The sequence below is a fragment of the Bradyrhizobium sp. 604_D8_N2_3 genome (assembly GCF_051810765.1).
GTDB classification, from domain to species: domain Bacteria; phylum Pseudomonadota; class Alphaproteobacteria; order Rhizobiales; family Xanthobacteraceae; genus Bradyrhizobium; species Bradyrhizobium barranii.
In genome coordinates, this window is the sequence record NZ_JBPWPM010000001.1 from 4,278,574 (window position 1) to 4,303,329 (window position 24,756).

Genomic DNA, 24,756 nt, shown 5'->3' on the forward strand with positions numbered 1-24,756 from the left:
CGTTCCGGACTTTGCCAAATGTTAGCGGACGCAGGTCCAGTTTCGAAACCGATACGGGATGGCGAAACGAATGACGGTAGTCTTGCGGATAATGCTCGCCGTGGGCATGGCCTGCGGCTTTCTTCTGCCGGTTGGCGGCGCCGTTGCGGCCGACGCCGGGCGTCTCAACATCGTTTTCGTCAACCCCGGCAAGACCGGCGAGGTCTACTGGGACATGGTCGCGCAGACCATGCAGGCCGCGGGCCGCAAGCTCGACGCGCATGTCGAGGTGCTGACCAGCGAGCGGAATTACCGCACCATGCAGGAGCTTGGCTTCGGCGTGGTGGCACGCGCCGACAAGCCGGACTTCCTCATCCTGTCGAATGAGGAATCCGCTGCCGTTCCCATCCTGGAAGCGGCCGAGGCCGCCGGGGTCAAGACGCTGCTGCTCTCGAACACGCTGATCGGCGACGACGCCGCGCGCCTCGGACCGCCCCGGCAAAAGCTCAAGACCTGGCTCGGCGACATCACGACGGATCTCCAGACCGCGGGTGCGAGGATGGCCAATGCCTTGATCAAAGTGGCGCGCGCCGAGAAATGGCAGAGCCCGGACGGCAAGATCCACATTCTCGGCATCGGCGGCGACGAGATCACGCCGGCCTCGATCGCCCGCAACGCCGGTCTCAAGCTCGCGGTGGACGCCGCGCCCGACGTGGTGGTGGACCGGATGCTGTTCGCCAACTGGACCCAGTCGGAGGCGGAGCAGGTCACCAGGAATTATCTGAGCTGGGCCGCGCGCAAGGAGATCCGGCCTGCCGGCATCTGGGCCGGAAACGATCCGATGGCGCTCGGCGCGCTTCGCGCGGTGGTCGCTGCCGGCCTCACGCCCGGCCGGAACATCCAGCTGGTCGGCCTCAACTGGTCGGAGGACGCGCTGCGCGAGATCAAGGCGGGCCGTCTGCTCATGACCGATGGCGGACATTTCCTGCTCGGCGGCTGGTCGATCGTCCTCCTGCGCGACTACGCCGACGGCTGCGACTTCGCGGCCGCATCGCCCCGCGTCGAGGCCAAGACGTCTGCGATCACGCGCGACAATCTCGCTGCGGTCGGGGACCTCATCAAGACGCGCGCCTTCGATCGGATCGATTTCGCGCGCTTCAGGGCGAGAGCGGGGCGCTGCGGCCAGTATGATTTCTCCATCGATGCGCTCATCTCTTCGCTGACGCTTCCGGAAGGCGCTGCTGACTGATGCGAAACGGTGACGACATGACCGATCCGGATCGCAAGCAGCAGGCGGCGGCGCCGTCGCGCTCGCGCTCGGTGGTCCGCGCGATGCTCTGGGCCACCGTGCCGGTGCTGCTGGTGGTGCAGCTGCTCGCCTCCGCCGGCGTCGAGGCATCGAGCTTCTGGTCGCAGATCAGGCAGCTCGACGCGCGCATTGCCCGCACGGCCGAGAGCCGCGCCGAGCTGATCGCCGAGCCGCTCTGGAAGATGCGCTACGATCAGGTCACGAGCGTCCTCAACGAGATCATGCACGACGAGACCATTGCCGCGGCGGCCGTTTATGACGACACCGGCGTCGCGATCGCCCGCGTGGTGGCGCGGCCGGCGGACCAGGCGGTATCGGAAGTCTCGCGTCCGATCCGCTACAGCAACGGCAACATCGCCGTGCAGGCCGGTCGTATCGCGATCGCCTATTCCTATGCGACGGTCTACACGGACACGGGCAGCCGGCTGATGTTGCTGCTGGTGGTCGGCCTGCTCGCGACATTTGCCACCCTGATCGCGATGCGGATCTCGGCCAACATCTTCATCGGCAAGCCGCTCACCGCGATCATGTCGGCGATCCAGCGCAGCAAGCAGGACGGGCGCGCCTATCCGGCCGACATCAAATCGACGAACGAATTCGGCCAGCTCGCGCGTGCCTTCAACGCCATGCAGCACACGACGTCGGGGGCGCTCGACCGGCTCGGGCACATGGCCGCGCACGATCCGCTCACGGGCCTGCCCAATCGTCGCTCGCTGTCCGAGCATCTGGTGACCCTGAGCGGCGATGCCGGCTCGCCGGACTCGCTGATCGCCTTCTGCTTCATCGATCTCGACGACTTCAAGGGCATCAACGACACCTTCGGCCATGATGCCGGCGACAAGTTCCTGGTGCACATCTCCGAGCGCCTTCGTGATGCGGTCGAACCGCAGGATTGGGTCGCCCGGCTCGGCGGCGACGAATTCGTCGTCATCCGCCCCGAGGTCAGCAATGAAGCGACCGCTCAGGCGTTCGCGCGCCAGCTGTTAGATGCGATTTCCGAGCCGATCCGGCTGCACGACAAGCAGGTCGTGCCGCGCGCCAGCATCGGCCTTGCCGTGCGCCGCGCCGGCGATCCCGAGCTGTCGCATTTGCCGGCGCTCGCCGACATCGCGCTCTACCATGCCAAGAGCAAGGCGCCGGGCACCGTCGCTGTGCTCGACGAAGCGCTTCAGCGCGACTATCGCCGCCGCCGGGACCTCGAGCTCGCCATTCCCGCGGGCTTCGCCGAGGGGCAGTTCGAGGTCTGGTATCAAAGCCAGGTCGACCTCGGGAGCCAGGCCGTTGTCGGCCTCGAGGCGCTGATCCGCTGGCGCCATCCCGAACTTGGCTTGATCGGTCCCGGCGAATTCCTGTCGCTGATCGAGCGCAGCGGCAACAATGCGCGGCTGACGCGCTACGTGCTGACCGATGCCTGTCGCGCGTTGCAGCGACTGGCATCCGCCGGCAGGCCGCAGATCCGGATCGCGATCAACCTGCCGCCGTCCGAGCTCGCCGACCATTCGCTCGCTGCCGAGCTGCGCGCGACCTGCGCGCGTTTCGATGTCGCGGCATCATTGCTGGAGCTCGAGATCACCGAGGGCTCGCTGATCAACAACATCGCCAGCGCCTCCGAGACGCTGCACCGCCTGCGGCGCCTGGGCGCAACCATCGCGCTCGACGATTTCGGCACGGGCTACAGCTCGCTCGCGCATCTCAGGCGGTTCCCGCTCGACAAGGTCAAGATCGACAAAGCCTTCATCAGCGAGATCCCTGACAGCGCGGAAGACAAGGCGATCGTCGGCGTCATCGCCTCGCTCGCCGGCACGCTAGGGCTGACGCTCGTCGCGGAAGGCATCGAGCGGCCCGAGCAGGCCGACGCCATGCGCGAGATGGGCGTGATGCTCGGGCAGGGTTATCACTACCATCGGCCGCAGCCGCTCGACGCCGTGCTGCAATGGCTCGAAAAGCAGGCGGTACCAACTGAGACAAGCCGCGTCCTCGCCGGCAGCCCGTCGATCGCGCCCGAATTCGCCGCCTGAGCGCGATTACGACTGCGTTGCGTTCCAGAGCATGGAGAGGCCCGCAGCGATCATGATCGCGTCCATCACCACGCGGAACATCTCCGGCTTGAGATGCAGCACGAAGCGCTTTGCGATGAAGGCGCCCGACATCAGCGAGGAGCCTGCGATCAGGCCCTTGATGAAGACGTCAGCGGTCAGCGCGCCGAAACGTTCGAAGGTCACGGACTTCGCGAAATAGAGGCCGAGTGAGGAGGCCGCTTCGGTTGCGAGGAAGGCGCCCTTGGACAGGCCGTAGAACAGGAACAGCGGCACGCTGAGCGGGCCGGTCGAGACCACGATGCCGGTGAGATAGCCGATGATCGCCCCGCCGATCGCGAGGTGCCAGAGATTGGCCTTGAGATCGTGCCGCGCCAGCCAGTGCCGCACCGGCACCATCGCGATCAGGAAGACGCCGATGGCGAGATCGACGGCGTGCGAGGGGAGCGCGAGCAGCGTGCGCGCGCCCAACACGGCGGCCGGAATGCCCGTCACCGAATAGGCCGCGCAGGCACGCCAGTCGACCTCGCGCCACCACGCCAGGATCCGCGAGAAATTCGCCATCACGGAGGCGACCGCCATGATCGGCACGGCTTCCTTCGGCCCATAGGCATAGACCAGCACCGGCATCAGCATGATCGACGACCCCGTGCCGACGATGCCTGAGACGGTGCCGGCGATCAGGCCGACGATGAGGACGAAGAGAAAGGCCAAGGTGCTCTCCACGAATCGGGAGAGTTTAGCCGTGGCCGGCGATGCGGGCGATCCATTCCAGGCGAGGGAACCAATCGCTCAGCGCATGCCATCCCGGCCGGCCGTCAGCCTTGCTCGTCCATGATGCGCAGCTTCTCGACGCGGCGGCGAAAATCCTCGTCCGTCGAGAACTCGGCCGAGAGATAGGACGAGACCAGATCCACGGCGAGCCAGGCGCCGACGATCTGCGCTCCGATGCACATGACGTTGACGTCGTCATGCTCGACGCTCTGATGGGCGGAATGAACATCGTGGCAAACCGCGGCGCGGATGCCCTTCATCTTGTTGGCTGCGATCGAGGCTCCGACGCCGGTGCCGCACACCATGATGCCGCGTGCGGCTTCGCCTGACGTCACCTTCTGAGCCACGGCCCGCGCGATGTCGGGGAAGTCCACCGGCTTGTCGTCATGGGAGCCGACATCGACGATGTCGTGGCCGAGGCTGCGGATGTGATCGATAACGGTCTGCTTGAGCGGCCAGCCGGCGTGGTCGGATCCGATGACGAGACGCATGTGATGTCCTTCTTGATTTTATGTTGGTCGTGACAGCCGCTTCGCGGCTGCCACGATTTTCCCTGGTTTCAGCTGCGCATGTCGGGCGGCAGCTCGACCCCGTGGAATTTCTTGTAGATCGCGTTGAGCTTGCCGTTCTTGACGTTCTCGGTGATCCAGGCGTTGAGCTTGTCCATCAGGCGCTGCTCGCCCTTCTTCAGGCCGATCGCGAGGTCGAAGGTCGCCAGCGGGATCCGGGATTCGAACACGCGCGACGGGTTCTTCACCCCGATCTGGTTGATGATCGTCGCCGACGAGGCGACGCAGTCGACCTGGCCGGAGACGGCCGCCGTCACCATCGTGGCGTCGTCGTCGTAGCGCGAGATCTTGAGGTCCTTGTCCTTCATGTTGGACAGGGTGGTGTCCTGCGTGGTGCCGCGGGAGACGCCGATCGACTTGTCCTTCAAGTCGGGCCAGTCCTTGACGGTCGAGGATTTCAGGCAACCGACGTCGGATTGCAGCGTCGCATAGCGCTTGGTGAAGTCGATGACCTTGGCGCGATCGGGCGTCACCGACAAGGTCGAGATGATGATGTCGGCCTTGCCGGTCAGGACGTTGGGGATGCGTGTCGCGCCGGTGGTCTGGATGAATTCGAGCTCGAGCCCCCAATCCTTGGCGAGCAGTTGCGCCACTTCGACGTCGGAGCCGGTCGGCTTCATGCTGCTGTCCATCATACCCGAGGGCGGAATGGCGACGTCCGTCGAGATGCGGATCTTCTTGGCCTGCGTGATGTCGTCGAGCAGATCGGCCGATGCCGGCGTGGCTGATATCATGACGAGGCCGAACAGCGCGGTGGCGGTCCCCAGCAGTGTCTTGTTTGTCATCCTTGGTTCTCCTCTCCTGTTATGATTTTAAGTTTCCAGTGCCCACGAATTGCGTGAGTTCGGGCGTCGCCGGCGACGTCAGGATCGAGGCGGGGCCGGTCTCGTGGACCTTGCCGCGATGCATGAAGACGATCCGGTCGGCGATGCCTTTGGCAAAACCCATCTCATGGGTGACCATCACCATGGTCATGCCGTCCGCCGCCAACTGCTCGATCACCTTCAGCACCTCGCCGGTGAGCTCGGGATCGAGCGCGGAGGTGACCTCGTCGAACAGCATCACCTTCGGCTGCATCGCGAGCGAGCGGGCGATCGCCGCGCGCTGCTGCTGGCCGCCCGAGAGCTGCTCGGGATAGGCGTGCAGTTTCTCGTCGAGCCCGACCTGCGCGAGCACTTTTCGGGCGAGGTCCCTGGCTTGCGAGGTGGCCATGCCCTTCACGGCGCAGGGGGCGAGCGTGATGTTCTGTTCGATGGTGAGGTGCGGAAACAGATTGTAGCTCTGGAACACAATGCCGACGTCCTGGCGCAGCGCGCGCAGATCGACATCAGGGCGGTCGACGCGATGCCCGCACACAACGATCTCGCCGCCGTCCACCTTCTCGAAGCGGTCGATGCAGCGCAGCGCCGTGCTCTTGCCGGAGCCGGAGCGGCCGATCAGTGCCAGCACCTCGCCGCGTTCGACGGCAAAGGAGACGCCATCGAGCACCCGGAGCGGGCCAAAGCTCTTCTGCACGTCGCGGAGCGACACGATCGGTTCGGAGGAGGAGGGGTTTTTCTGCATGTCAGGCTGGTGCGAGGTTGGACCTGCCACGCCCCATCCGCCGTTCCAGCTTCTGGCTGAACAGGGATAGGGGATAGCACATGGCGAAATAGACGACGGCGATGATCGCGTAGATGGCGAACGGCTCGAACAGCGAGTTGTTGACGATCTGGCCCGACCGCATCAGCTCGACGAAGCCGACCACGGAGGCGAGCGAGGTATTCTTGATGATCTGCACCATGAAGCCGACGGTCGGCGGCGTCGCGATGCGGATCGCCTGCGGCAGGATCACCTTCAGCATGCGCTGGGTCCGGCTCAGCGCGAGTCCTTCGGCGGCCTCCCATTGCGGCTTCGGCACCGACTGGATGCAGCCGCGCCAGATCTCGCCGAGATAGGCCGAGACATAGAGCGTGAGCGAAGCGCCGGCGGCAGCTAACGGCGAGACCTTGAGGCCGATCGCGGCGAGGCCGAAATAGCCGAGGAACAGGATGACGAGCAGCGGCGTACCCTGGATCAGCTGGACGTAGACGCCGCTAGCGATCCGCACCGATTTGAGCGGCGAGATGCGCGCGAGCGCGATCACGAAGCCGACGATGCCGCCGCCGATCAGCGCGATCACGGACAGGCCAATCGTCCACAGCGCGCCCTGGCCGAGGAACATCAGATGATTGATGTTGAGATGTCCGCCCATGGTCATCTCACAACGGCGTGCCGAGCCGGCGCCGGCGCGGAAACAGCGCGAGGCCGAGGCCCCAGAAGCCCGCGCGCATCACCAGCGACAGGATGACGTAGAGCACGGCGACGATGATGTAGGTCTCGAACGCGCGATAGGTGTCCGACTGGATGTAGTTGGCGACGGCGGTGAGTTCTTCCGCCGAGATCTGCGAGCAGACCGAGGAGGCCAGCATCAGCAGCACGAACTGGCTGGTCAGCGCCGGATAGACCTTCTCGATCGCCGGCAGCAGGATGATGTGCCAGTAGATTTGCAGGCGCGACAGGGCCAGTCCTTCGGCGGCCTCGATCTGTCCGCGCGGGATCGCTTCGAAGCCGGCGCGCATGATCTCGGCAGTGTAGGCGCCGACATTGATCGTCAACGCGGCCACCGCCACGGTGAAGGCGGAGAATTTCAGGCCGAGGCTGGCGAGGCCGAAATAGACCAGGAAGATCTGGACCAGCAGCGGCGTGTTGCGGATGGTCTCGACATAGACTTTGCAGGCGCCCGCGATCAGCGAGCTTCGCGAGCCGCGGCCGACGGCCGCGAGCGTGCCGAACAGGGCGCCGAGCACCGTCGCAAAGGCCGCCAACTCCAGCGTCAGCGCCGCGCCGGCCAGAAAATTCGGCCAACGCTCCAGCACCGCGGGAAAGTCGAGTTGGAGGCTCATCGTATCGGCTTCAGCCCGTCACCTGGTTGGTCATGCGGTCATAGACGCGGAACAGCGCTTGATTGCCGTTGCTGCCTTCGCCATGGGCGCGCGCATCGACATATTGGCTGGTGACGAGCGCGGTGCCGGGCAGCGGCACGCTCAGCGCCTGTGCGTGCTCCTGCACCAGGCGGAGATCCTTGAGTTGGAGATCGATCCGGAAGCCGGCGGAGACGTCGCCCGCGATCATTGCGGGGCCGAGCTTGTCAAGCATCCAGGACGCGGCGGAGCCGCCGAGCAGAACGCGACGCAGCAGATTGAGATCGATGCCGGAAGCGCGCCCGAGCGCTAGTGCCTCGCAGATCGCCTGGATGTTGATGCCACAGATCAACTGATTGCAGAGTTTCACGGTCTGACCGGCGCCGGCCGCGCCGACATGCGTGATGGTCGTGCCCATCGCGCGGAAGAACGGTTCGGCCTGGGCGAAAGCGGCCGCATCACCGCCGGCCATGATCGAGAGCGCGGCGTTCTTGGCGCCCACCGGCCCACCCGAGACCGGTGCGTCGATGAAGCTGACGCCGGCCTTTTGCAGGTCGGCATGGATGCGGCGGACGGCGACCGGCGAGATCGTGCTCATGTCGACGATCAGCTTGCCGGGCGGGGGAGACTTCAGGAGACCATGTTCGCCGTAAACGGTCGCCTCGACATGAGGCGTGTCGGGCAACATGGTGATGACGATGTCAGCGCCTTGCGCGGCGTCGGCGGGGCTGTTGGCGCCGGCCGCGCCTTCCTTGACGCTGTCGGCCAAGGCTGCTTCGTTGAGATCGAAGACACGAACCGCATGCCCGGCCACCAGGAGGTTGCGCACCATCTCGCGGCCCATCGTGCCGATGCCGATGAAGCCGACATTGCCCTTGTCGTTCCGTCCCATGTCAGTCGTCCGTTTCTTGGTTGATTGGTTTCTTGCTTGTTGGCCTGCCGCGATCAGCCTGAGGCGCTGGTCTTGTCGATGTCGCCGACGACGGCGCGCCTGCGGTATTCGTCGCCGATGGCAAAATGCTTACGCAGCGTCGCATCTGCTCGCTCGGGGTCGCGCGCGATGATCGCGTCGAAGATGCGCCGGTGGTCGTCGATCAGGTACGTCTTCATCGACGGGAAGGCCTGCACCAGCTCGCGGCGGCTGCGATGCGAATGCGTCAGCAGTCCCGCCAGCGAACCGTGCAGGACCGTCAGCGTTTCCGAATGCGATGCCACGACGATGGCGCGATGGAATTCGAAGTCGGCCATGCCGCCGGCATCCGCCTCGTCGATCGTCTCTCCGATCTTCGCGAGCGCACGCTGCAGGCGTTCGAAATCGGCGATGTTGGCGCGCTCGCAGGCGAGCCGGATCGCCTGACACTCGATCGCGACGCGCGCCTGCATGACGTCATCGAGCATGTCGGCCTGCTGGGCGAGCGCGAAGGTGAAGAAGTCGTTCAGCACTGAGACGTCCGGCTGTGTCACCACAGTGCCGATGCGGTCGCGGATCTCGACGATGCCGAGCACGGTGAGGGCGCGCAGCGCTTCGCGGACGATCGGCCGGCTGACGCCGAGGAGGGTCGCCAGCTCGCGCTCGGAAATCAGGCGGTCGCCGGGCTTGAGCGAGCCCGCAAGCAGGCGTTCGCGCAGGAAGGCGAACACCTTCTCGAACCCTTTTTCGCCCTCAGCGGCCCGCTTCACTTCCATCCCGGTCTCTTTTTGGTCTGATCTTGGTCAGACCAGTAGGCTAACCAGAGCGTCGGCGTCAAGAGCCTTGGTTAATTGCGGGTGTCGCAGGCGCGGCCAATCCGATCGGTTCCCCGGCCGGATCCTTCAAATTTGAGGCGTATTGATCGGAGCGCTCACTCAAAGAACTTGAGGTCCGCGATGCCCGATCATCGTTCTTTCTCCGCCCTCGACCGTCATGCGGCGCTCAGCGGATCCGACAACGGCTTTCCCTGGTATGCGAGCGCGATGCTCGCGGTCGAAGCGAGCGAGGTGGTGCGGCTGCGCTGCGAGAAGCTCAGCCACGGCGACGAGGGCGCCCGGCAGGAGGCCGCGCTGATGGTCAGCGAGAAGATCGCCGCGGCTTTCGAGGCGGCCGCGAGCCTGCTTGCGGGAGCAACGCCGGCCGCCATCGTCCAGCGCTATCGCGAGCACGTGGCCGCGAACGCCAGGCGGCTGTCCGCGAACGAGGCTCCATGACCGAGTTGCGCTGCTGACAGCATGTTGGCAGCAGGGGCAGGCTACGACCATCTCCTGACAAAACGGAGAGCGGGTCCATGCCGATCGAGGCAAGCTGTCATTGCGGTGAGACGGTGTTCGAGGTGACGGAGGTGCCGGCGAGCGTGACGCGCTGCACCTGCTCACTCTGCGCCAAGCGGGGCGCGTTGTGGGCCTATTACACGCCGGCGCAATTTCGCCTGCTGTCGCCGCCGGAAAATGTCGCGACCTATCTCTGGGGCAGCCGCACGGTCAAACATCATTTCTGCGCGAGCTGCGGCTGCGGTACCTATTCGGAGTCGCCGGACTGGTCGACCGGCAAGGCCGATTTCGACAATCCCAAGGTTGCCGTGAACGCGCGGCTGTTCGACGATTTCGATCTCGATGCCGTGCCGGTGAATATGATCGACGGCAGGAATTTGTGGTGAGCATGCAGGGCGCGCGCATGTCCGCTGCGCGTTTGTGACCTTGAGGCGATTTTGAAAAGCTGATTTGGTCCGGCCCCAGAGAAAAAGGGGGGAAGCCACGATGCGTCTTTTTGCGCGAGTGATGCTCGCAATGTGTCTGGCCGTTGCAGCCGGCTTCAACGCGCAGGCGCAGACCAAACCGAAGGTCACGACATCGGGACCTGACTTCCTCAAGGCCGCGCTGTTCGTCGGCAACAGCTTCTTCTACTACAACAACGGCATGCCCGGGCATCTCTCCTTCATGGAGCGCGCGGCTGATGCTGACAACAAGGCGGCGTACCGCAACACCATGGCCACGATCGGCGGCTCCGGCCTCGATTGGCACGACATGGACAACCTGCTGCGGCCGGGCGGCATCGGCGCCTATTCCTTCGACGACCAGAACAACGTCGTCTTCAACAAGCCGGGCAGGCAGTTCGATGCCGTCGTCATGATGGATTGCAGCCAGTGCCCGATCCATCCGCAATTGAAGGACGCGTTCGCGACCTTCGCCAAGAAGGACAGCGAGATCGTCCGTGCCCACGGCATGCGGCCGGTGTTCTTTATGTCCTGGGCCTATGCCGACAAGCCGGAGATGACCGAGGCTCTGGCCGAGGCCTATACGACCGCGGGCAATGCCAACGATGCGCTCGTGATCCCCGCAGGCCTCGCCTTCGCGCGCGTGCGCAAGCTCCAGCCGGAACTCAATCTCTATGCGCCGGACAAGCGGCACCCGAGTCCGGCGGGCACGTACCTCGCAACCTGCGTGACCCTCGCCGCGCTGACCGGGCGCTCGCCGGTCGGCAACTCCTATACGATAGGCTTGGATGCGGAGACCACCCAACTGCTGCAAAAGGCGGCGTGGGATACGGTGCAAGACTATTACGGGCGGTGATCTCGGGTGATCTCGTAGGGTGGGCAAAGCGACTTGTCCACCGTAGCTCGAAGAGCGAAGGCGGAAGCGTGCCCGCCACCTTACTCGCGATAGAAGATGGTGGGCACGGCGCGAGAGCGCCTTTGCCCACCCTACGGCACCGTCAACGCTCCTTCAGCACCACCCACGCCGGCGCGTGATCGCTCGCACCATCTTCGCCGCGCACCTTCTTGTCGACACCTGCCCTGGCCAGCCGCGAGACGAGGGCAGGGCTGAGCAGGAGATGATCGAGCCGCAGGCCGGCATCGCGCGGCCAGCGGTTTCGCTTGTAGTCCCAGAACGTGTAGATGCGCTTGTCCGGATTCAGTTCGCGGATCGCATCACACCAACCCTGTTCAATGAGCGAGGCAAATGCAGCGCGGCTCTTCGGCTGAATCAAGGCATCCTTGTCCCATGACCGCGTCGGATAGATGTCGATCTCATCAGGCGCGACGTTGTAGTCGCCGGCGAGCACCACGGGCAGATCCTGCTTGATGAAGGTCTTGGCGTGGCGCTTGAGCCGCGCGAACCAGTCGAGCTTGTAGTCGAATTTCGGTCCCGGCTGCGGATTGCCGTTCGGCAGGTAAATGCTGGTGACGATGATTCCGCGCACGGCGGCCTCGATGTAGCGGGCTTCGCGATCATCAGGCTTTCCCGGCAAGCGATCGCGCGTGAGAATGGGCTCGGCATTGCGGGCGAGGATGGCGACGCCGTTCCACGTCTTCTGTCCACACCACACCGCGCCGTAGCCGGCCCTTTCGATGGCTGCCGCCGGAAATTCGCCGTCGGCTGCCTTCAGTTCCTGGAGCGCGACGACATCAGGCTTCGCCGCGCTCAGCCAACGCAACAGGTTGGGCAGGCGGCGGTTGACATTGTTGATGTTGAACGTCGCGATCCTCATGGGCCCAACGACTGGAAATCTTCAGAAATGACTCGCAACCGTTGTCATCGGCGTTCCACGATGTATGCTTACAACCCAAAATTGCCGATCGACACGATGGAGGTTTGACGATGACCAAGCTTTGCCTTGCCGTAGTCGTGGCCGCAACCGCATTTTCCGGAGTGGCTCTTGCTGCCGAGAAAATGGAAATCGCCTGTAGGGTGGAATATTTCAAATACTGCCCCAGTGTCGTGCCGGGGGGCGGGCGCATTGTTGCTTGCCTGAACAGGTACAGGAGCCATATCGGCAACGCGTGCAAAGAGAGCATGGATGCGTGGGTTATCGATAACAAGGTGCGCGGATAATCGAGCGCGATGAGATCGACGAAGCGTCATCGCCCCTAGCGACATCAGGCTTCGCCGCGCGGTCGTCGGACAGATTCGGTTGACGTTGAGTGCCGCAATCTTCATGTAGAGATTGCGGCCGCGGTCGTTTGCGCCGCCACCGGAGATCCAAATCCATGTTGAAGTCCAGTCTGAGCCTCGCCATCGTCGCATTCGTCGTCGCGTTCTCCGGTGTCTCGTCGGCACAATCGTCCGATCCACGCGGCGCGTGCAAGGCGGACTATGACAAATTCTGCGCCGGCATCGCGCCCGGTGGTGGCAAGATCATCGCCTGCCTCAACGCCAAGCGCGATCAGCTCAGCGCGTCCTGCAAGACGGCGCTCGACAGCCGGAAGAAGTAAGTCTCGTGTCCCGGACGCGGCGCAGCGTGTGACGCTGCTCCGCAGAGCCGGGACCCAGAAAGCGACACAGTACGGTGCGGGGAGATGGCCCCGGCTCTGCAGCGCATTGCTGAAGGAGCGCTGCGCCGCGCCCGAAGAACGGGCGCGTCCCTAACTCGGCAGCGGCGGCGGGCTCGCGGGCTGCTCGATCGGCGGCGGGGAGGGCGACTGCTCGGCCGTCGGCGCGGGCTCCGGCTTGACCAGCGGCTCCACCTCATTGCCGCCCTTGTAGACGCGGGCGTAGCGGTGGCCGAGGCTGGTCAGCACCTCGTAGCCAATGGTGCCGAAATGATGCGCGAGCTCGTCGACGGTGATGCCCTCGCCGAGCAGCGTCACCATGTGGCCGCGCCGCGCCGCATTCGGGGCCAAATCGGTGATGTCGATCGCGATCAGGTCCATCGAAACGCGGCCCGCGACCGGGCAGCGCTTGCCGGCGACAACGACCTCGGCGCCGCGGGTGCCGTCATTGGAGCTGGCGGCGCGGAAATAGCCGTCGGCATAGCCGACCGCGATGATCGCGAGTTTTGTCGGCCGCCGCGCGGTCCAGGTGCCGCTATAGCCGACGCTCTCGCCGCGCTCGACATTGCGGGTTTGCACGATGCGCGCCTTGAGGTCGACCACCGGCTGCATCGGGTTGTCGGCCTCAGGCGTCGGGTTGACGCCGTAGAGCGCTGCGCCCGGCCGCACCAGGTCGAACTGGAAGGGCGCGCCGAGGAAGATTCCGGAGGAGTTGGCAAGCGCAGCCGGCACGCCGGAAAATTCGCTGGCGATACCGCGGAAGGTTGCCAGCTGTTTTGCATTCACGGGACTGTTGAGCTGCTCGGCCGAGACCAGATGGCTCATCACCAGCGTGATGCCGTGATCGCCGGCATTGATGCGGGGGATGATGGCCTGCGCGTCCGCGAGCGTCAGGCCGAGCCGGTTCATGCCGGTGTCGATGTGAACAGCGGCGCCCCCGGTCCAGCCGGTGCGGCGGCAGAACACGTCCCATTCGGCGAGTTCGTTGAGGTCGCCGATCACCGGCCGGCAATTGATCCTGGCGTAGTGCTCGCCGGTGTTCTGGAAATAGCCGCCCAGCACGTAGATCGCGGCTTCCGGCACGGCTTCGCGCACAGTGCGCGCTTCCTCGATGGTGGCGACGAAGAAGGTCTTGCAACCGGCCTTGCTCAGGGCCCGCGAGACCTGCGCGGCGCCGCAGCCATAGGCATCGGCCTTGATCACGGCCGAGCATTCGGCCGGCACGGCCGTCTTCTCGAGCTTGCGCCAATTGGCGATGATGGCGTCGAGATCGACGGTGAGCACGCCGCCATAGGCTGCGAGCGCGGCAGCCTGATTGGCCGCCGCGGAGAGGAGGCCAGCTTGCGGAATCATTTTCGGGTCGGACGCCATTGTCATGGCGCCGTTTTACGCAAGAGGCCGGTCTGGTTCAAGGAACTCAGTAGTCGTTGCCGCTGCGAACCGGCAACTGACTGTCAGGCGCGAGGTCGCCGAACCGCGTGACCGAGGCTTCGAACGCCAAATCGACGGTGCCTGTCGGGCCGTGGCGCTGCTTGCCGATGATGACCTCGGCCTTTCCGTGCGCAAGACTCATGTCAAGCTGCCACTTCTCGTGTTCAGGCGTGCCTGGGCGGGGCTCCTTCATGGCGAGGTAATATTCCTCGCGGTAAACGAACAGGACGACGTCGGCGTCCTGCTCGATTGATCCGGATTCACGCAAGTCGGAGAGCTGCGGCCGTTTGTCGTCGCGGGATTCGACCTGGCGTGAGAGCTGGGACAGCGCGATCACGGGAACGTTGAGCTCCTTGGCCAGCGCCTTCAGGCTGGTCGTGATCTCCGTGATTTCCTGTACTCGGTTGTCACTCCGCTTGCCGGATCCGGAGAGCAACTGGATGTAGTCGATCACGAGGAGATCGAGGCCCTTCTGCCGCTTCAGCCGGCGCGCGCGTGCCATCAGCTGCGCGATCGACAGGCCGCCGGTCGCGTCGACATAGAACGGCAGCGACTGCAGCTCGATCGAGACTTCCCGGATCTTGTCGAAATCGGCTTCCGAGATGCCGCCGCGGCGGATGTGGGAGGAGGGAATGCCGGTGCGCTCGGCGACGATACGCGTGGCGAGCTGGTCGGCCGACATTTCGCAGGAGAAGAAGCCGATCACGCCGCCATTGGCGGCCTTCATGGTGCCGTCAGCCTGGACCTCGCCGACATAGGCCTTGGCGACGTTGTAGGCGACGTTGGTCGCCAGCGAAGTCTTGCCCATGCCCGGGCGTCCGGCCACAATGATGAGGTCGGAGTGCTGGAGGCCGCCCATCTTGGTGTCGAGGTCGCGCATGCCGGTCGAGATGCCGGACAGCTTTCCATCGCGCTGGAACGCTTTGGCCGCGAGATCGACCGCGACCGCCAACGCCTGCGAGAATTTCTGGAAGCCGCCGTCATAACGGCCGGATTCGGCGAGTTCGTACAGGCGGCGCTCGGCGTCCTCGATCTGCGCCCGCGGTGCGAAGTCGACCGGCGCGTCATAGGCGACATTGACCATGTCTTCGCCGATGCCGATCAGGTCGCGTCGCAGCGCCAGATCATAGATGGTGCGGCCGTAGTCCTGGGCGTTGATGATGGTGGTCGCTTCCGCCGCGAGCCGCGCCAGATATTGCCCGATGGTCATGCCGCCGACATCGGTGTCGGCCGGGAGGAACGTCTTCAGCGTGACGGGCGTGGCGATCTTGCCCATCCGGATCAGGCTGCTGGCCGTCTCGTAGATGGTCTGATGCAGCGGCTCGAAATAATGCTTCGGCTCGAGGAAGTCGGAGACGCGGTAGAAGGCGTCGTTGTTGACCAGGATCGCGCCGAGAAGGCTCTGTTCCGCCTCGATATTATGCGGCGCGCTCCGATACGCCGGAGTTCCGGGCTCGGGCGCGAGTTTGAGGACGTTCGAATCAGTCAGGGCCATGGTCGAGCGTTAGCAATTTTCTGGGGCGGATACGGGGCCGGGATAAAGCGCCGCCTCAGGCCAAAGCGGAAGCAAAAGCTGACCGCTATCAACCGCTCAGTTAAAATGGTGGATGATTGGCAGCCGCGGCACGCGCCGCGCTTGACGGTTTTTGCGGAACTCGCCCGTCCCGGAAGCGGCCGTGACCGCGCCACGGAAAACTCCGGGTGACATGAACCTAATGGATTGGCGCGCAGACGTATCAAGAAGCGCGCGAAATGACGCACGCCGGGAGCTTTGGGCTCGGATTCAGACCAGCAGGAGGTAGACCAGCGCAACCAGGGCCGCTCCGACGCCGGTGGCGATCAGGGCGTAATCGGTGCGGAGGTCGTCCTGCACGTCGAATGAGGTTTGGGTCCGCTTGCTCATGGCGACGGTCTAAGCCGGGCCCGACGAGACTTATGTGAAACAGATCACATCTCCCCGGATTCTTTCGGGGTACGACCCGGAACAGGAAGGCTGGCGGGGGGTTGTCTCCCGCCACCAGGGAACGAGGCGAGCGATGCGGCCAGAACGGCAGCAGAATTGGCGAAGCGAGGCGGCCAGCCGGCTTTGGCTGTCGGGCCTCATCGCGGCCATGCAGCACGCCGAGCGGCCCGAAGTGCGGCGCGAGCCGGTCTCGCCCGAGACTCTTGCGGAGCTGCGGGCGCAACTGGCGTTAACAGCCTCGTTCCGATCGTCCCAGATCTCGACCCTGCGTCATTAGGATTTATTCACCAACCAGCGTCAGGCCCGGGTTCGGCGCCGCCTTCGCGCGCACGATGACGGGTGTCTGCGGCGTCGTGACTTTGCGACGATGTGCCGCTTCCGACAGGCGACGCGTCGTCTCACGAGGCCACCGGCACTCGAACAAGCTGCAGCGCTATTGCGCTGTGATCACAGCCGATATTCCAAAAGCGCTTAATCACATCCTTGCGTGTGGAGGCTGCTTCCATTCGCGGCTCAATCCGCTAAAAGGTGACCCGCCGCCGCGCCTTATGCCGGCTGCATTCGCGTAAATTCAATGGAGATGATGGGAATGTCGAGCCGAGCGCTCAGCCTCGCGACGGTATTGCTTCTGATCGGCTTCGGCGCGACCGATACCGTTCTTGCGCAGGCGACGAACCTCGAGGCCGGCAAGGCCCCATCCCAGCTTTTCGCGCAGACCTGCAGTGCCTGCCACAAGAGCCCGCGCGGCCTGTTGAAGACGGTGGCGCCGGGCTCGCTGCCGGGCTTCCTGCGCCAGCACTACACGACCAGCTCCGACATGGCCGGCGTGCTCGCGTCCTATCTCGTCTCAAACGGTGCCACCGACACCCGCTACCAGGCCAAGGACGGCAAGGACAAAAAGGACGGCGCCAAGGAGAAGGAAGCCAATACCGCGCCGGACCATCAGGGGCGCCGCCAGCGCTCCCAGGACGCCGCCAAGCCGGACGGCGAGGCTGCCGCTCCCGCGTCCGAGGGGGCGCGTCAGAAGCGCGCGGCACGGCCACCCGAGGAGGGATCGAAGGAAGGTGCGAGGCCCGAGGGCCAGGCAGCGCCCGAGGGACGCAAGGCTAAGCGTCGCGGCAAGCCCGGGACCGAGGAAGCACCGAAGGTCGACGCCGCCGCGCCGGCCATCGAAGACAAGAAGAGCGAACCGAAGGCCGAGACCAAGTCCGACACCAAGCCCGACACGGCCAAGGTCGAGCCCGGCCGTGACGAGGCGAAGCCCGAGAACAAGCCGGCGGAGAAGCCGGCTGAGGCCAGGCCGGATAGCGCCAAGGTCGAGCCGCGCAGCAGCGATACGCCGGCGCTGCGGCCCGATCCGGTACCGCAGGTCACGCCGGCTGCACCGTCTGCCGCCGCGAAGCCCGCCGAGGCCAAGCCGGCGGAGGAGGCTGCTCCCAAGCCGGCCGCGAGCTCCGAACCGGCAACCAAGCCGCTGGAGCCTGCGCCGCCCGCGACCGCTGCGGCCCCGCCCGCGGCGCCAGCCGACTCGTCCGGTCCGCCCACACCGCCGATTTCGCGCTAAGCGAGCCACATTTTCCGTCGATTTGCGAAGGCCGCACGCATCGCGGCCTTCGCATTGTCTTGACCGCAATTAGAGCGTTACTCTAGAGTTATGCTCCAGGAGGCGTCGATGACGACGAGCGTGCGTGACGACCTGTTGGCGGCCGGGCTTTTCGTGTTCGACCGCGTCGGCTTCGAAGCCGCGACGGTGGCAGCGATCCGCGCCCGGGCACGCGCCTCCAACGGCAGCTTCTTTCATGTCTTCGGATCGAAGAAGGAACTGGCGGGTGCGTTGTTCCTGGAGGTGCTGCGGCACTATCACGCCGCAGTGCTGGCCGCGCTCGATCCGGTGCCCAGTGCCGGACAGGGCATCGATCGCCTGATCCGGGCCCATCTCGACTGGGTGGTGTCGAGCCGGCGCGAGGCCCGCTATCTCTTCGAGATCTCGCGCAGCGAATGGGGCGAGGACGTCCGCGACGCCCAGCGCGCGCAGAATGCGCGCCTTGCCGAAGGCATCGAGCGCTGGCGCGCGCCGTTGGTTGCCGGCGGCGAGCTTTTGCCGATGACGCCGGTGATGTTCGTCAGCCAGCTCATCGGCCCCGCCCAGATCTTCTGCCGCGCCCTTCTCTCGGGACGTGACCGCGCCGATCCGCGCAGCGAAGCCGACACGCTTGTCGCCTGTGCCAACCGTGCGCTTCGCCCGCCCGATCGCATCCACAAGCAATAGGAGAAGCCGCATGCGAGCCGAAGCAGATCCCGAATTCGGTCCGATCGCCGAGCGCATCCACGCCAATGTCGGCCGGCAGGGGTTTATGAACCTGGTGGGCGCCGAGCTCTCGGAATTGTCGCGCGGCACCTGTACAATTGCGGTCGCACGCCGGCCCGAACTGCTCCAGCAGCACGGCTTCTTCCATGGCGGCGTCACCGCCTTCCTGGTCGACAACGCCACGACGATCGCGGCGGCGACCTCGCGCGGCCAGCCGGCGTTGACGGCGGAATACAAGCTCAATCTGTTGTCGCCTGCGGTCGGCGAGAAGCTGATCTGCCGGGCCAGGGTGATCAAGCCGGGCCGCCAGGTCTCGGTGGTCGCGGCCGACGTGTTTTGCGTCAACGGCGGTGTCGAGAAGCACACGGCAACTGCGCTCGCTTCGATCGCGATGCTGAGCGAGGACGTCGCCGCGAAAACGAAAAGCCCGGCCGCCTGAGGCGGCCGGGCGTCGCAACCTGCGCGAACGCGGGTCTTACTTCTCGGTCTCGTCCGCAGCCGGCGCCGGCTCGTCGTCCTGCTGGGCTTCCGGATCGAAGAACTCGCCGGCGGCGGCGATCGCTTCGGCGGCCGCATCGCGGTCCTCATTGCGGGTCGAGATGTCCTCGCCGCGGTTGATGCGCTCGGCCTCGTCCTGGCTGCGCGCAACCGTGACGGAAACCTCGACCTCGACCTCGGGGTGAACGGCGACGGTGATGGTGTGCTTGCCGATGGTCTTGATCGGCGCGTCGAGCTGCACTTGCGGGCGCTCAAGCGAGACACCGTCGGCTTCGAACGCAATGACGACGTCGCGCACCGTGACCGAGCCGAACAGCTGGCCGGCTTCGGAAGCCTGACGGATCACGATGATGTTCTTGCCTTGGATCTTCTCGGCGACCTTGGACGCCTCGCCCTTGGACTGGAGGTTGCGAGCCTCGAGATCGGCCTTCATGCCGTCGTACTTGGCGCGGTTGTCGGCGGTGGCGCGCAGCGCCTTGCCGCGCTTGAGCAGGAAATTGCGGGCATAGCCGTCGCGAACCTTCACGACTTCGCCCATCTGGCCGAGCTTGCTAACGCGTTCCAGCAAAATGACTTCCATATTCGTTCTCCTTTGAAGTGTTGAGTGAGTTGGGTTTTGGGGTTGAACTTAAGAGGTCGGCAGCGGCGGTGGCTGGCGGCTGCGCAGGAAGCGCTCGCGGAAGCCGAACACGGCATCCGCAAGGCCGAGGATCACCATCGCGATGACGGGCCAGCCGAACACCACGACGACGGCATAGGTCGAGCCGAGCCAGAAGGTGCGGCTCTTCAGCGCCAGCGTCAGCGTGTGCAGCACGGCAAAACCGGTCAGCGCATAGCCCATCATCAGCGCTGCCGTCGTGATCTGCGCGACCATGGCGAGCAATCCGCCGGTGAAGCAGAACGCGAGCGCGATGCAGAGCGCCACCAGCGTCATCGGCGGCAGCTCGGCCGTCATCATGTCCGGCCACGGACGCAGCAGGCGGCCCGATGTCGCCGTTATCTTGCCGCTGAGCCAGAGATTGAGGGTGAGCGTCATCATCGCGACGATGGTGGCGGCGGCCGGAGCGATGAGCACCAGCGCGTCGACGAACTGACCGGCTTCGCCTGACGTCTGCGGGTCGGCGGTGCGCAGCAGGCGCATCAAGCCGCGCCGCAGCGTGCCGGTGATGGTCTCGGCGTCGGTGCCGAGGGTGAGCAGGGCGGCGATCGTGGTCAGCGCGGCGAAGCCCGCGATCCACAGCAGGATGCGGCCGACCGGATACCATTCGAGCTCGGGCTCGGCCGGCGGCTCGGTGGTGGCTTCCGGCGCGACGGGTCCAAGGCGCCGGCTGAGCAGGACGAGATGGCCGAGCCACCACGCGGGCAGCGCGACGGTCACGGCAAAGGCGATGCAGTAGGGCAGGCCGAACAGGGCCCCGAGGCCGATCGCAGCTGCGATGCCGCCGAGGCTCGCGCAAAGCGGGCCCCAGCCGATCGAGGCGACCATCAGCGGCAGCGGTGCGAGATAGAACAGGACGAGCGAGATCAGCGCGCCCGATACGATCGAGGCGAACATCAGGGCCGACGCAGCGCCGGCGATCAGGGCTATCAGTCCAAGAGTCATCATCAGCTGTCCCGCTCCCTTCGAGCGGTTAGAGGCATCTTGCCCCAACCATCGGCGACCGGACGACCCGGAAGCCTTATGAAACCAAAAAAGCGCGGCCGGCGGCGATGTCGCCGCCGGCAGAATTCGTCTTAGCGAATGACGTAGGGCAGCAGGCCCAGGAAGCGCGCGCGCTTGATGGCGCGGGCGAGCTCACGCTGCTTCTTGGCCGACACCGCGGTGATGCGGCTCGGCACGATCTTGCCGCGCTCGGAGACGTAGCGCATCAAGAGCTTGGAGTCCTTGTAGTCGATCTTCGGAGCATTTGCGCCCGTGAACGGGCAGCTCTTGCGACGACGGAAAAACGGACGGCGTGCACCAGCTTCAGCCATTGATCTTACTCCGCATCCGGCGTTGTCGTTTCAGCTTCGTCGCGCGGACGGCGCGGACCGCGGTCACCGCGGAAGCCACCACCGTCGCGATCGCCGCCACGGAAACCACCCTCGCGGTCGCCACGGAAGCCACCGCCTTCGCGATCGCCGCGGAAGCCGCCGCCACGGTCGTCACGTTCGCGGTCGCGGTCGGCCTTGCGCATCATCGCCGACGGGCCTTCCTCGAGCTCCTCGACGCGGACGCTGAGATAGCGGATCACGTCTTCGCTGATGCGCTCCTGGCGCTCGATCTCGGCGATCGCCGCGGACGGCGCGTCGATGTTGAGCAGCACGAAGTGCGCCTTGCGGTTCTTGTTCATGCGGTAGGTGAGGGAGCGAACGCCCCAATTCTCGGTCTTGGTGACCTTGCCGCCGAGACCCTCGACGATGCCGGTCATCTGCGCAGTCAGCTCTTCGACCTGCTGCGTGCTCGCGTCCTGGCGCGCGAGAAAAACATGCTCATAGAGAGCCATAATGGTCCTTTCCTCATGTTGGCGCATCGCCCGGCGTCAAGCCCTTAAGAGGCCTTCGGAAAGGACTCTGGGATTAAGCTCAGAAGGCGGAAACACGGGACGACGGGCCGACTGGCCCTGCCACACCAAAATCACGAATGATTTGCTGAGACCGTCCGTTCAGCTCCCGGCCGGGGTCTGCGGATGGCGCGCTTATACGGATTTTGGCCGGCTTTGCAAGGTTGGAGGGCCGTGTTTTCGGCCCCGGATGGTTCCGGTGCGGGCGGCGGGACCGGTCCTCCCGGACCAGACCAGCTTGATTTGTTTGTTTGTATAGCATACAAATAAATCAACGTAGAGGACCCCAATGGCGGAAAAGTCGGTCCATGAGCCGTTAGAGGCGGCTGGCGACCCCAAGCATGCGGCACGGGCCACACGTTCGGCCGGCCGCAAGATGCGGTCGCTGCTGCTCGATGCGGCGAGCCCTCTGTTCAGGGAGCGGGGGCTGTCCGGCACGGCCATCACCGACATCGCCGCCGCCGCGGACGCGTTCCCGAGCCAGATCACCTATTACTTCCGGACCAAGGAGGCGCTGTTCGTCGAATGCGCCTGCCGCGAGCTGCTGTATCTGGCGCGAGCGACGGAGCAGGCGGCGCTGAAAGCGCGCACGCCGCGGGACTACACCCGTGCGCTGGCCGAGACCGTGACGGCGAGCGATTCGGTCGCCTTCTTCGCCGAGGCGCTGACGCTGACCCGGCGGCGTCAGGATCTTGCGCCGCTGGTCGAGCGCACCATCGAGCGCCTGCACGGTGAAGGCGCACGCGCCTATGCGAGCCAGGTCGCGCGGCACGGCTGGCGCTCCCTGCGTGCGCCCGACGAAAGCTCGCGGCGGTTCTGGGCCGTCGCCATCGGCGTCATTCTTGAGGGGTACGCGATGGGCCGGTCGCCGGATGAATTGTGCGCCGAGATGCTGCGTGTGCTCGGCGAGCAGGCGAAATCAGCCAGCGACGCGGCGCGCCTCCGTCTGGTCGACGAGCGCGATGCATCTGGCAATTCGAATGAGGAGGGTTAGGCCATGACCGCACTTCGCATGCGTGCCCGCGATTTCCTGACCGACGACCAACTCGCGGACGTGCGCCAGCGCGTGACCTGGAAAGGCGTCGCGCTGATCGCCCACGCCTGGGCACTCATTGTCGCAGCGATCGTCTTGGTCGCGTGGTGGCCCAACCCGATCACCTACATTCTCGCCGTTGCCATCATCGGTTCGCGCCAGCTCGGGCTCGCGATCCTGATGCATGACGGCGCGCATGGCTGCCTGTCCGCTGACGAGAAGACCAATCTGGCCCTGAGCCAATGGTTCTGCGCCTATCCTCTCTTCGCGGAGACGCGCAGCTATCGGCGCTATCACCTTCAGCATCACGCGCGCACCCAGCAGGAAGACGACCCCGATCTCGTGCTGTCGGCGCCGTTTCCGATCACCAAGCTGAGCTATCGCCGCAAGTTCATTCGCGATATCACCGGGCAGACCGGCTACCAGCAGCGCAAGGCGCAACTGCTCAATGCGCTCGGGCCGAAGGACTGGACGTTGCGGCAGCGCGCGGCGCATTTCTGGGAGAAGCTCGGCCCGCAATGTCTCGCCAATGCCGCGATGTTCGCAGCGCTCGCGGCAGCCGGCGTGTGGTGGGCCTATCCGCTTTTATGGCTGGTGCCGCTGTTGACCTGGATGATGGTCATCACCCGCATCCGCAACATCGCCGAGCACGCCGTCGTGCCCGACAGCAGCGATCCCTTGCGCAACACCCGCACCACGCATGCGAATTTCCTCGAGCGGCTGTTCATCGCGCCGTACTACGTGAACTATCACCTCGAGCATCATCTCTTGTTCTACGTGCCCTGCTACAATCTGCCGAAGGTGCATCGCCTGCTGAGTGCGAGCCGGCACGCCGGCCGCATGGAGGTGCAGCCGGGCTACGCCGCGGTGCTGCGGCTCGCGACCGCGAAGCCGGACCGGGATGACCGGCCGGGGCAACTCGTGAACAGCGCGCGCCGCGCGCAGGCAGGGGCGGCGGTCGACGCCAATCAGACCAATGGTGGATTCTAGGGCCAGCGTTCCCCGTTGAATCCCGGGCGAAGTTCCTATCTTGGCTTGACATTCCGGCCCCGGACAGTGTCTACGGCCCCCTTTGGAGCATGATCCGGAACCATGGCCTAAGGCCGTGCGTCATCGGCTGCCGGTTCTCGCAGGGATCACGCCCGACAAGCAGGGAGCGCCGATGACGGCAGCATTCACATTTCCAGGGCAGGGGTCCCAGGCGGTTGGCATGGGCAAGGCCCTGGCCGACGCCTTTCCGTTGGCGCGCGCCGTGTTCGACGAGGTCGATGCCGCGCTTGGGGAGAAGCTGACGGCGATCATCTGGGATGGTCCTGCAGAAACGCTCCAGCTTACAGAGAACGCCCAGCCGGCGCTGATGGCGGTATCTGTCGCCACCCTGCGCGTGCTGGAGGCCGAAGCCGGGTTTTCCGTGGGACGGGACGCGGCCTTCGTCGCCGGCCACTCGCTCGGTGAATATTCGGCGCTGGCTGCGGCCGGCAGCCTGACGATCTCGGATACCGCGCGGTTGCTTCGCACCCGCGGTCTCGCAATGCAAAAAGCCGTTCCGGTCGGCGCCGGTGCGATGGCCGCTCTCCTAGGTCTCGACTACGAGGCCGCCATGGAGGTCGCAGGCGAGGCGGCACAGGGCCAGGTCTGCCAGGCCGCCAACGACAATGGTGGCGGGCAGGTTGTCGTCTCCGGCGACAAGGCTGCGGTCGATCGCGCCGTCGAGATTGCCAAGACCAAGGGTGCCAAGCGCGCAATGCTGCTGCCGGTGTCCGCACCGTTCCATTGCAAGTTGATGCAGCCCGCCGCCGACGCCATGGCGGAGGCGCTGGCGAAGGTCACGATCAAGGCGCCGGCGGCGCCGCTGGTGTCGAACGTGCTGGCCAGCGCCATCAGCGATCCCGACGAGATCCGTCGCCGCCTGGTCGAGCAAGTCACCGGCACGGTGCGCTGGCGCGAGTCGGTTGCCTATATGGCAGGCCAGGGCGTCAACCGCTTCTTCGAGATCGGCGCCGGCAAGGTGCTGTCTGGTCTCGTCAAGCGCATTGCGGACGGCGCCGTCGGCGTGTCGGTCGGTGGTCCCAACGACATTGCCGCTGCCAAGGATGCATTGGCCGCTGCGAAGCAGGCCTGAAGGAGT

29 protein-coding genes are annotated in these 24,756 nt (G+C 65.3%); 13 read left to right on the forward strand and 16 right to left on the reverse strand.

Translation table 11 applies throughout. The features are described from left to right. Positions 1 to 70: 70 nt before the first annotated feature. Both AB7245_RS20155 and AB7245_RS20160 read left to right on the forward strand, forming a co-directional pair. Positions 71 to 1,228, forward strand: coding sequence for an ABC transporter substrate-binding protein (locus tag AB7245_RS20155; protein WP_439034761.1), 1,158 nt, complete (start codon positions 71 to 73; stop codon positions 1,226 to 1,228). Next, on the forward strand, positions 1,228 to 3,306 hold the full coding sequence (locus tag AB7245_RS20160) for a putative bifunctional diguanylate cyclase/phosphodiesterase (RefSeq protein WP_439034762.1): 2,079 nt from the start codon (positions 1,228 to 1,230) through the stop codon (positions 3,304 to 3,306). The genes AB7245_RS20155 and AB7245_RS20160 overlap by 1 nt, the downstream gene beginning before the upstream one ends. 6 nt (positions 3,307 to 3,312) lie before the next feature. On the opposite strand, the gene AB7245_RS20165 is transcribed toward AB7245_RS20160, so the two are convergent. From AB7245_RS20165 to AB7245_RS20200, 8 genes are all read right to left on the reverse strand, one after another. Next, positions 3,313 to 4,038 carry a sulfite exporter TauE/SafE family protein gene (locus AB7245_RS20165; protein WP_439034763.1) on the reverse strand — a complete coding sequence of 242 codons (726 nt, stop codon included), beginning with the start codon at positions 4,036 to 4,038 and terminating at the stop codon, positions 3,313 to 3,315. Positions 4,039 to 4,142: 104 nt separating this feature from the next. Beyond that, entirely contained in the window at positions 4,143 to 4,589 is a 447-nt protein-coding gene (gene rpiB / locus AB7245_RS20170; RefSeq protein WP_085402833.1) for a ribose 5-phosphate isomerase B, read from the reverse strand. A gap of 68 nt (positions 4,590 to 4,657) precedes the next feature. Continuing rightward, the gene (locus tag AB7245_RS20175; RefSeq protein WP_071914695.1) at positions 4,658 to 5,452 is read right to left on the reverse strand and encodes a transporter substrate-binding domain-containing protein; all 795 of its coding nucleotides are present in this window, start codon (positions 5,450 to 5,452) and stop codon (positions 4,658 to 4,660) included. A 19-nt stretch (positions 5,453 to 5,471) separates the two neighbouring features. After that, positions 5,472 to 6,230, reverse strand: a complete 759-nt coding sequence (locus AB7245_RS20180) for an amino acid ABC transporter ATP-binding protein (RefSeq protein ID WP_439034764.1) — start codon at positions 6,228 to 6,230, stop codon at positions 5,472 to 5,474. Position 6,231: 1 nt separating this feature from the next. Continuing rightward, positions 6,232 to 6,900: an amino acid ABC transporter permease gene (locus AB7245_RS20185; protein WP_439034765.1), complete on the reverse strand. Its 669-nt coding sequence runs from the start codon at positions 6,898 to 6,900 to the stop codon at positions 6,232 to 6,234. Between the two features lie 7 nt (positions 6,901 to 6,907). After that, positions 6,908 to 7,591 (reverse strand): amino acid ABC transporter permease, encoded by a 684-nt coding sequence (locus tag AB7245_RS20190; protein ID WP_439034766.1) that lies wholly within the window; start codon positions 7,589 to 7,591, stop codon positions 6,908 to 6,910. A 10-nt stretch (positions 7,592 to 7,601) separates the two neighbouring features. After that, positions 7,602 to 8,555, reverse strand: a complete 954-nt coding sequence (locus AB7245_RS20195; protein ID WP_439035747.1) for an NAD(P)-dependent oxidoreductase — start codon at positions 8,553 to 8,555, stop codon at positions 7,602 to 7,604. After that, positions 8,555 to 9,295 carry a FadR/GntR family transcriptional regulator gene (locus AB7245_RS20200; protein ID WP_208086404.1) on the reverse strand — a complete coding sequence of 247 codons (741 nt, stop codon included), beginning with the start codon at positions 9,293 to 9,295 and terminating at the stop codon, positions 8,555 to 8,557. Before AB7245_RS20200 ends, AB7245_RS20195 begins: the two co-directional genes overlap by 1 nt. A 180-nt stretch (positions 9,296 to 9,475) precedes the next feature. On the opposite strand from AB7245_RS20200, the gene AB7245_RS20205 reads away from it, so the two are divergent. From AB7245_RS20205 to AB7245_RS20215, 3 genes are all read left to right on the forward strand, one after another. Then, positions 9,476 to 9,793, forward strand: coding sequence for a hypothetical protein (locus AB7245_RS20205; protein ID WP_208086405.1), 318 nt, complete (start codon positions 9,476 to 9,478; stop codon positions 9,791 to 9,793). A 77-nt stretch (positions 9,794 to 9,870) separates the two neighbouring features. Next, positions 9,871 to 10,239, forward strand: a complete 369-nt coding sequence (locus AB7245_RS20210) for a GFA family protein (RefSeq protein WP_028149720.1) — start codon at positions 9,871 to 9,873, stop codon at positions 10,237 to 10,239. A gap of 100 nt (positions 10,240 to 10,339) precedes the next feature. Then, complete coding sequence (locus AB7245_RS20215) at positions 10,340 to 11,152, forward strand: DUF4886 domain-containing protein (RefSeq protein ID WP_208086406.1); 813 nt, start codon at positions 10,340 to 10,342, stop codon at positions 11,150 to 11,152. 142 nt (positions 11,153 to 11,294) lie between these two features. Here the strand turns inward: AB7245_RS20215 and AB7245_RS20220 are convergent, their stop codons facing one another. After that, complete coding sequence (locus AB7245_RS20220; RefSeq protein ID WP_208086407.1) at positions 11,295 to 12,071, reverse strand: exodeoxyribonuclease III; 777 nt, start codon at positions 12,069 to 12,071, stop codon at positions 11,295 to 11,297. A gap of 68 nt (positions 12,072 to 12,139) precedes the next feature. Then, positions 12,140 to 12,520 (reverse strand): hypothetical protein, encoded by a 381-nt coding sequence (locus tag AB7245_RS20225; protein WP_208086408.1) that lies wholly within the window; start codon positions 12,518 to 12,520, stop codon positions 12,140 to 12,142. 50 nt (positions 12,521 to 12,570) lie between these two features. On the opposite strand from AB7245_RS20225, the gene AB7245_RS20230 reads away from it, so the two are divergent. Then, positions 12,571 to 12,795, forward strand: coding sequence for a cysteine rich repeat-containing protein (locus AB7245_RS20230; protein WP_071914679.1), 225 nt, complete (start codon positions 12,571 to 12,573; stop codon positions 12,793 to 12,795). 150 nt (positions 12,796 to 12,945) lie between these two features. On the opposite strand, the gene alr is transcribed toward AB7245_RS20230, so the two are convergent. Then, entirely contained in the window at positions 12,946 to 14,223 is a 1,278-nt protein-coding gene (alr, locus tag AB7245_RS20235; RefSeq protein ID WP_439035748.1) for an alanine racemase, read from the reverse strand. A 46-nt stretch (positions 14,224 to 14,269) separates the two neighbouring features. Continuing rightward, positions 14,270 to 15,778: a replicative DNA helicase gene (locus tag AB7245_RS20240; protein WP_063983703.1), complete on the reverse strand. Its 1,509-nt coding sequence runs from the start codon at positions 15,776 to 15,778 to the stop codon at positions 14,270 to 14,272. Between the two features lie 541 nt (positions 15,779 to 16,319). Between AB7245_RS20240 and AB7245_RS20245 the strand changes: the two genes are divergently transcribed. From AB7245_RS20245 to AB7245_RS20260, 4 genes are all read left to right on the forward strand, one after another. Next, positions 16,320 to 16,523 carry a transcriptional regulator gene (locus AB7245_RS20245; RefSeq protein ID WP_166352720.1) on the forward strand — a complete coding sequence of 68 codons (204 nt, stop codon included), beginning with the start codon at positions 16,320 to 16,322 and terminating at the stop codon, positions 16,521 to 16,523. Between the two features lie 312 nt (positions 16,524 to 16,835). Beyond that, positions 16,836 to 17,810: a hypothetical protein gene (locus AB7245_RS20250; RefSeq protein WP_439034767.1), complete on the forward strand. Its 975-nt coding sequence runs from the start codon at positions 16,836 to 16,838 to the stop codon at positions 17,808 to 17,810. A gap of 108 nt (positions 17,811 to 17,918) precedes the next feature. Next, positions 17,919 to 18,515 (forward strand): TetR/AcrR family transcriptional regulator, encoded by a 597-nt coding sequence (locus tag AB7245_RS20255; protein ID WP_439034768.1) that lies wholly within the window; start codon positions 17,919 to 17,921, stop codon positions 18,513 to 18,515. Between the two features lie 10 nt (positions 18,516 to 18,525). Continuing rightward, on the forward strand, positions 18,526 to 18,993 hold the full coding sequence (locus tag AB7245_RS20260) for a PaaI family thioesterase (RefSeq protein WP_247311414.1): 468 nt from the start codon (positions 18,526 to 18,528) through the stop codon (positions 18,991 to 18,993). A 36-nt stretch (positions 18,994 to 19,029) separates the two neighbouring features. Here the strand turns inward: AB7245_RS20260 and rplI are convergent, their stop codons facing one another. The 4 genes from rplI to rpsF all read right to left on the reverse strand — a co-directional run bounded on the left by rplI (position 19,030) and on the right by rpsF (position 21,538). Further along, complete coding sequence (gene rplI / locus AB7245_RS20265; RefSeq protein ID WP_063983702.1) at positions 19,030 to 19,632, reverse strand: 50S ribosomal protein L9; 603 nt, start codon at positions 19,630 to 19,632, stop codon at positions 19,030 to 19,032. 48 nt (positions 19,633 to 19,680) lie between these two features. After that, positions 19,681 to 20,658, reverse strand: a complete 978-nt coding sequence (locus AB7245_RS20270) for a hypothetical protein (protein WP_085402847.1) — start codon at positions 20,656 to 20,658, stop codon at positions 19,681 to 19,683. Positions 20,659 to 20,786: 128 nt separating this feature from the next. Further along, entirely contained in the window at positions 20,787 to 21,026 is a 240-nt protein-coding gene (rpsR, locus tag AB7245_RS20275) for a 30S ribosomal protein S18 (RefSeq protein WP_007592020.1), read from the reverse strand. Between the two features lie 5 nt (positions 21,027 to 21,031). Continuing rightward, a complete protein-coding gene (gene rpsF, locus AB7245_RS20280) occupies positions 21,032 to 21,538 on the reverse strand; it encodes a 30S ribosomal protein S6 (protein WP_014495806.1) in 507 nt (168 codons plus the stop codon). Between the two features lie 346 nt (positions 21,539 to 21,884). Between rpsF and AB7245_RS20285 the strand changes: the two genes are divergently transcribed. The 3 genes from AB7245_RS20285 (at position 21,885) to fabD (ending at position 24,750) form a co-directional block, all read left to right on the forward strand. Beyond that, a complete protein-coding gene (locus tag AB7245_RS20285) occupies positions 21,885 to 22,589 on the forward strand; it encodes a TetR/AcrR family transcriptional regulator C-terminal domain-containing protein (protein ID WP_439034769.1) in 705 nt (234 codons plus the stop codon). A gap of 3 nt (positions 22,590 to 22,592) precedes the next feature. Then, a complete protein-coding gene (locus tag AB7245_RS20290; protein ID WP_439034770.1) occupies positions 22,593 to 23,618 on the forward strand; it encodes a fatty acid desaturase family protein in 1,026 nt (341 codons plus the stop codon). 172 nt (positions 23,619 to 23,790) lie between these two features. Then, positions 23,791 to 24,750: an ACP S-malonyltransferase gene (gene fabD / locus AB7245_RS20295; RefSeq protein WP_354131196.1), complete on the forward strand. Its 960-nt coding sequence runs from the start codon at positions 23,791 to 23,793 to the stop codon at positions 24,748 to 24,750. The last annotated feature ends 6 nt before the right edge of the window (positions 24,751 to 24,756 follow it).

Bases quoted from the DNA above. Each gene is read 5' to 3' on its own strand.
- AB7245_RS20240 (WP_063983703.1), bottom strand. From the start codon at position 15,778: ATGGCCCTGACTGATTCGAACGTCCTCAAACTCGCGCCCGAGCCCGGA.
- AB7245_RS20180 (WP_439034764.1), bottom strand. From the start codon at position 6,230: ATGCAGAAAAACCCCTCCTCCTCCGAACCGATCGTGTCGCTCCGCGAC.
- AB7245_RS20250 (WP_439034767.1), top strand. From the start codon at position 16,836: ATGTCGAGCCGAGCGCTCAGCCTCGCGACGGTATTGCTTCTGATCGGC.
- AB7245_RS20255 (WP_439034768.1), top strand. From the start codon at position 17,919: ATGACGACGAGCGTGCGTGACGACCTGTTGGCGGCCGGGCTTTTCGTG.
- AB7245_RS20175 (WP_071914695.1), bottom strand. From the start codon at position 5,452: ATGACAAACAAGACACTGCTGGGGACCGCCACCGCGCTGTTCGGCCTC.
- rplI (WP_063983702.1), bottom strand. From the start codon at position 19,632: ATGGAAGTCATTTTGCTGGAACGCGTTAGCAAGCTCGGCCAGATGGGC.
- AB7245_RS20205 (WP_208086405.1), top strand. From the start codon at position 9,476: ATGCCCGATCATCGTTCTTTCTCCGCCCTCGACCGTCATGCGGCGCTC.
- AB7245_RS20225 (WP_208086408.1), bottom strand. From the start codon at position 12,520: ATGAAGATTGCGGCACTCAACGTCAACCGAATCTGTCCGACGACCGCG.
- AB7245_RS20290 (WP_439034770.1), top strand. From the start codon at position 22,593: ATGACCGCACTTCGCATGCGTGCCCGCGATTTCCTGACCGACGACCAA.
- AB7245_RS20230 (WP_071914679.1), top strand. From the start codon at position 12,571: ATGTTGAAGTCCAGTCTGAGCCTCGCCATCGTCGCATTCGTCGTCGCG.
- alr (WP_439035748.1), bottom strand. From the start codon at position 14,223: ATGGCGTCCGACCCGAAAATGATTCCGCAAGCTGGCCTCCTCTCCGCG.
- AB7245_RS20185 (WP_439034765.1), bottom strand. From the start codon at position 6,900: ATGGGCGGACATCTCAACATCAATCATCTGATGTTCCTCGGCCAGGGC.
- AB7245_RS20210 (WP_028149720.1), top strand. From the start codon at position 9,871: ATGCCGATCGAGGCAAGCTGTCATTGCGGTGAGACGGTGTTCGAGGTG.
- AB7245_RS20220 (WP_208086407.1), bottom strand. From the start codon at position 12,071: ATGAGGATCGCGACGTTCAACATCAACAATGTCAACCGCCGCCTGCCC.
- AB7245_RS20285 (WP_439034769.1), top strand. From the start codon at position 21,885: ATGGCGGAAAAGTCGGTCCATGAGCCGTTAGAGGCGGCTGGCGACCCC.
- fabD (WP_354131196.1), top strand. From the start codon at position 23,791: ATGACGGCAGCATTCACATTTCCAGGGCAGGGGTCCCAGGCGGTTGGC.
- AB7245_RS20200 (WP_208086404.1), bottom strand. From the start codon at position 9,295: ATGGAAGTGAAGCGGGCCGCTGAGGGCGAAAAAGGGTTCGAGAAGGTG.
- AB7245_RS20155 (WP_439034761.1), top strand. From the start codon at position 71: ATGACGGTAGTCTTGCGGATAATGCTCGCCGTGGGCATGGCCTGCGGC.
- AB7245_RS20190 (WP_439034766.1), bottom strand. From the start codon at position 7,591: ATGAGCCTCCAACTCGACTTTCCCGCGGTGCTGGAGCGTTGGCCGAAT.
- AB7245_RS20160 (WP_439034762.1), top strand. From the start codon at position 1,228: ATGCGAAACGGTGACGACATGACCGATCCGGATCGCAAGCAGCAGGCG.
- rpiB (WP_085402833.1), bottom strand. From the start codon at position 4,589: ATGCGTCTCGTCATCGGATCCGACCACGCCGGCTGGCCGCTCAAGCAG.
- rpsR (WP_007592020.1), bottom strand. From the start codon at position 21,026: ATGGCTGAAGCTGGTGCACGCCGTCCGTTTTTCCGTCGTCGCAAGAGC.
- rpsF (WP_014495806.1), bottom strand. From the start codon at position 21,538: ATGGCTCTCTATGAGCATGTTTTTCTCGCGCGCCAGGACGCGAGCACG.
- AB7245_RS20260 (WP_247311414.1), top strand. From the start codon at position 18,526: ATGCGAGCCGAAGCAGATCCCGAATTCGGTCCGATCGCCGAGCGCATC.
- AB7245_RS20215 (WP_208086406.1), top strand. From the start codon at position 10,340: ATGCGTCTTTTTGCGCGAGTGATGCTCGCAATGTGTCTGGCCGTTGCA.
- AB7245_RS20270 (WP_085402847.1), bottom strand. From the start codon at position 20,658: ATGATGACTCTTGGACTGATAGCCCTGATCGCCGGCGCTGCGTCGGCC.
- AB7245_RS20245 (WP_166352720.1), top strand. From the start codon at position 16,320: ATGCGGCCAGAACGGCAGCAGAATTGGCGAAGCGAGGCGGCCAGCCGG.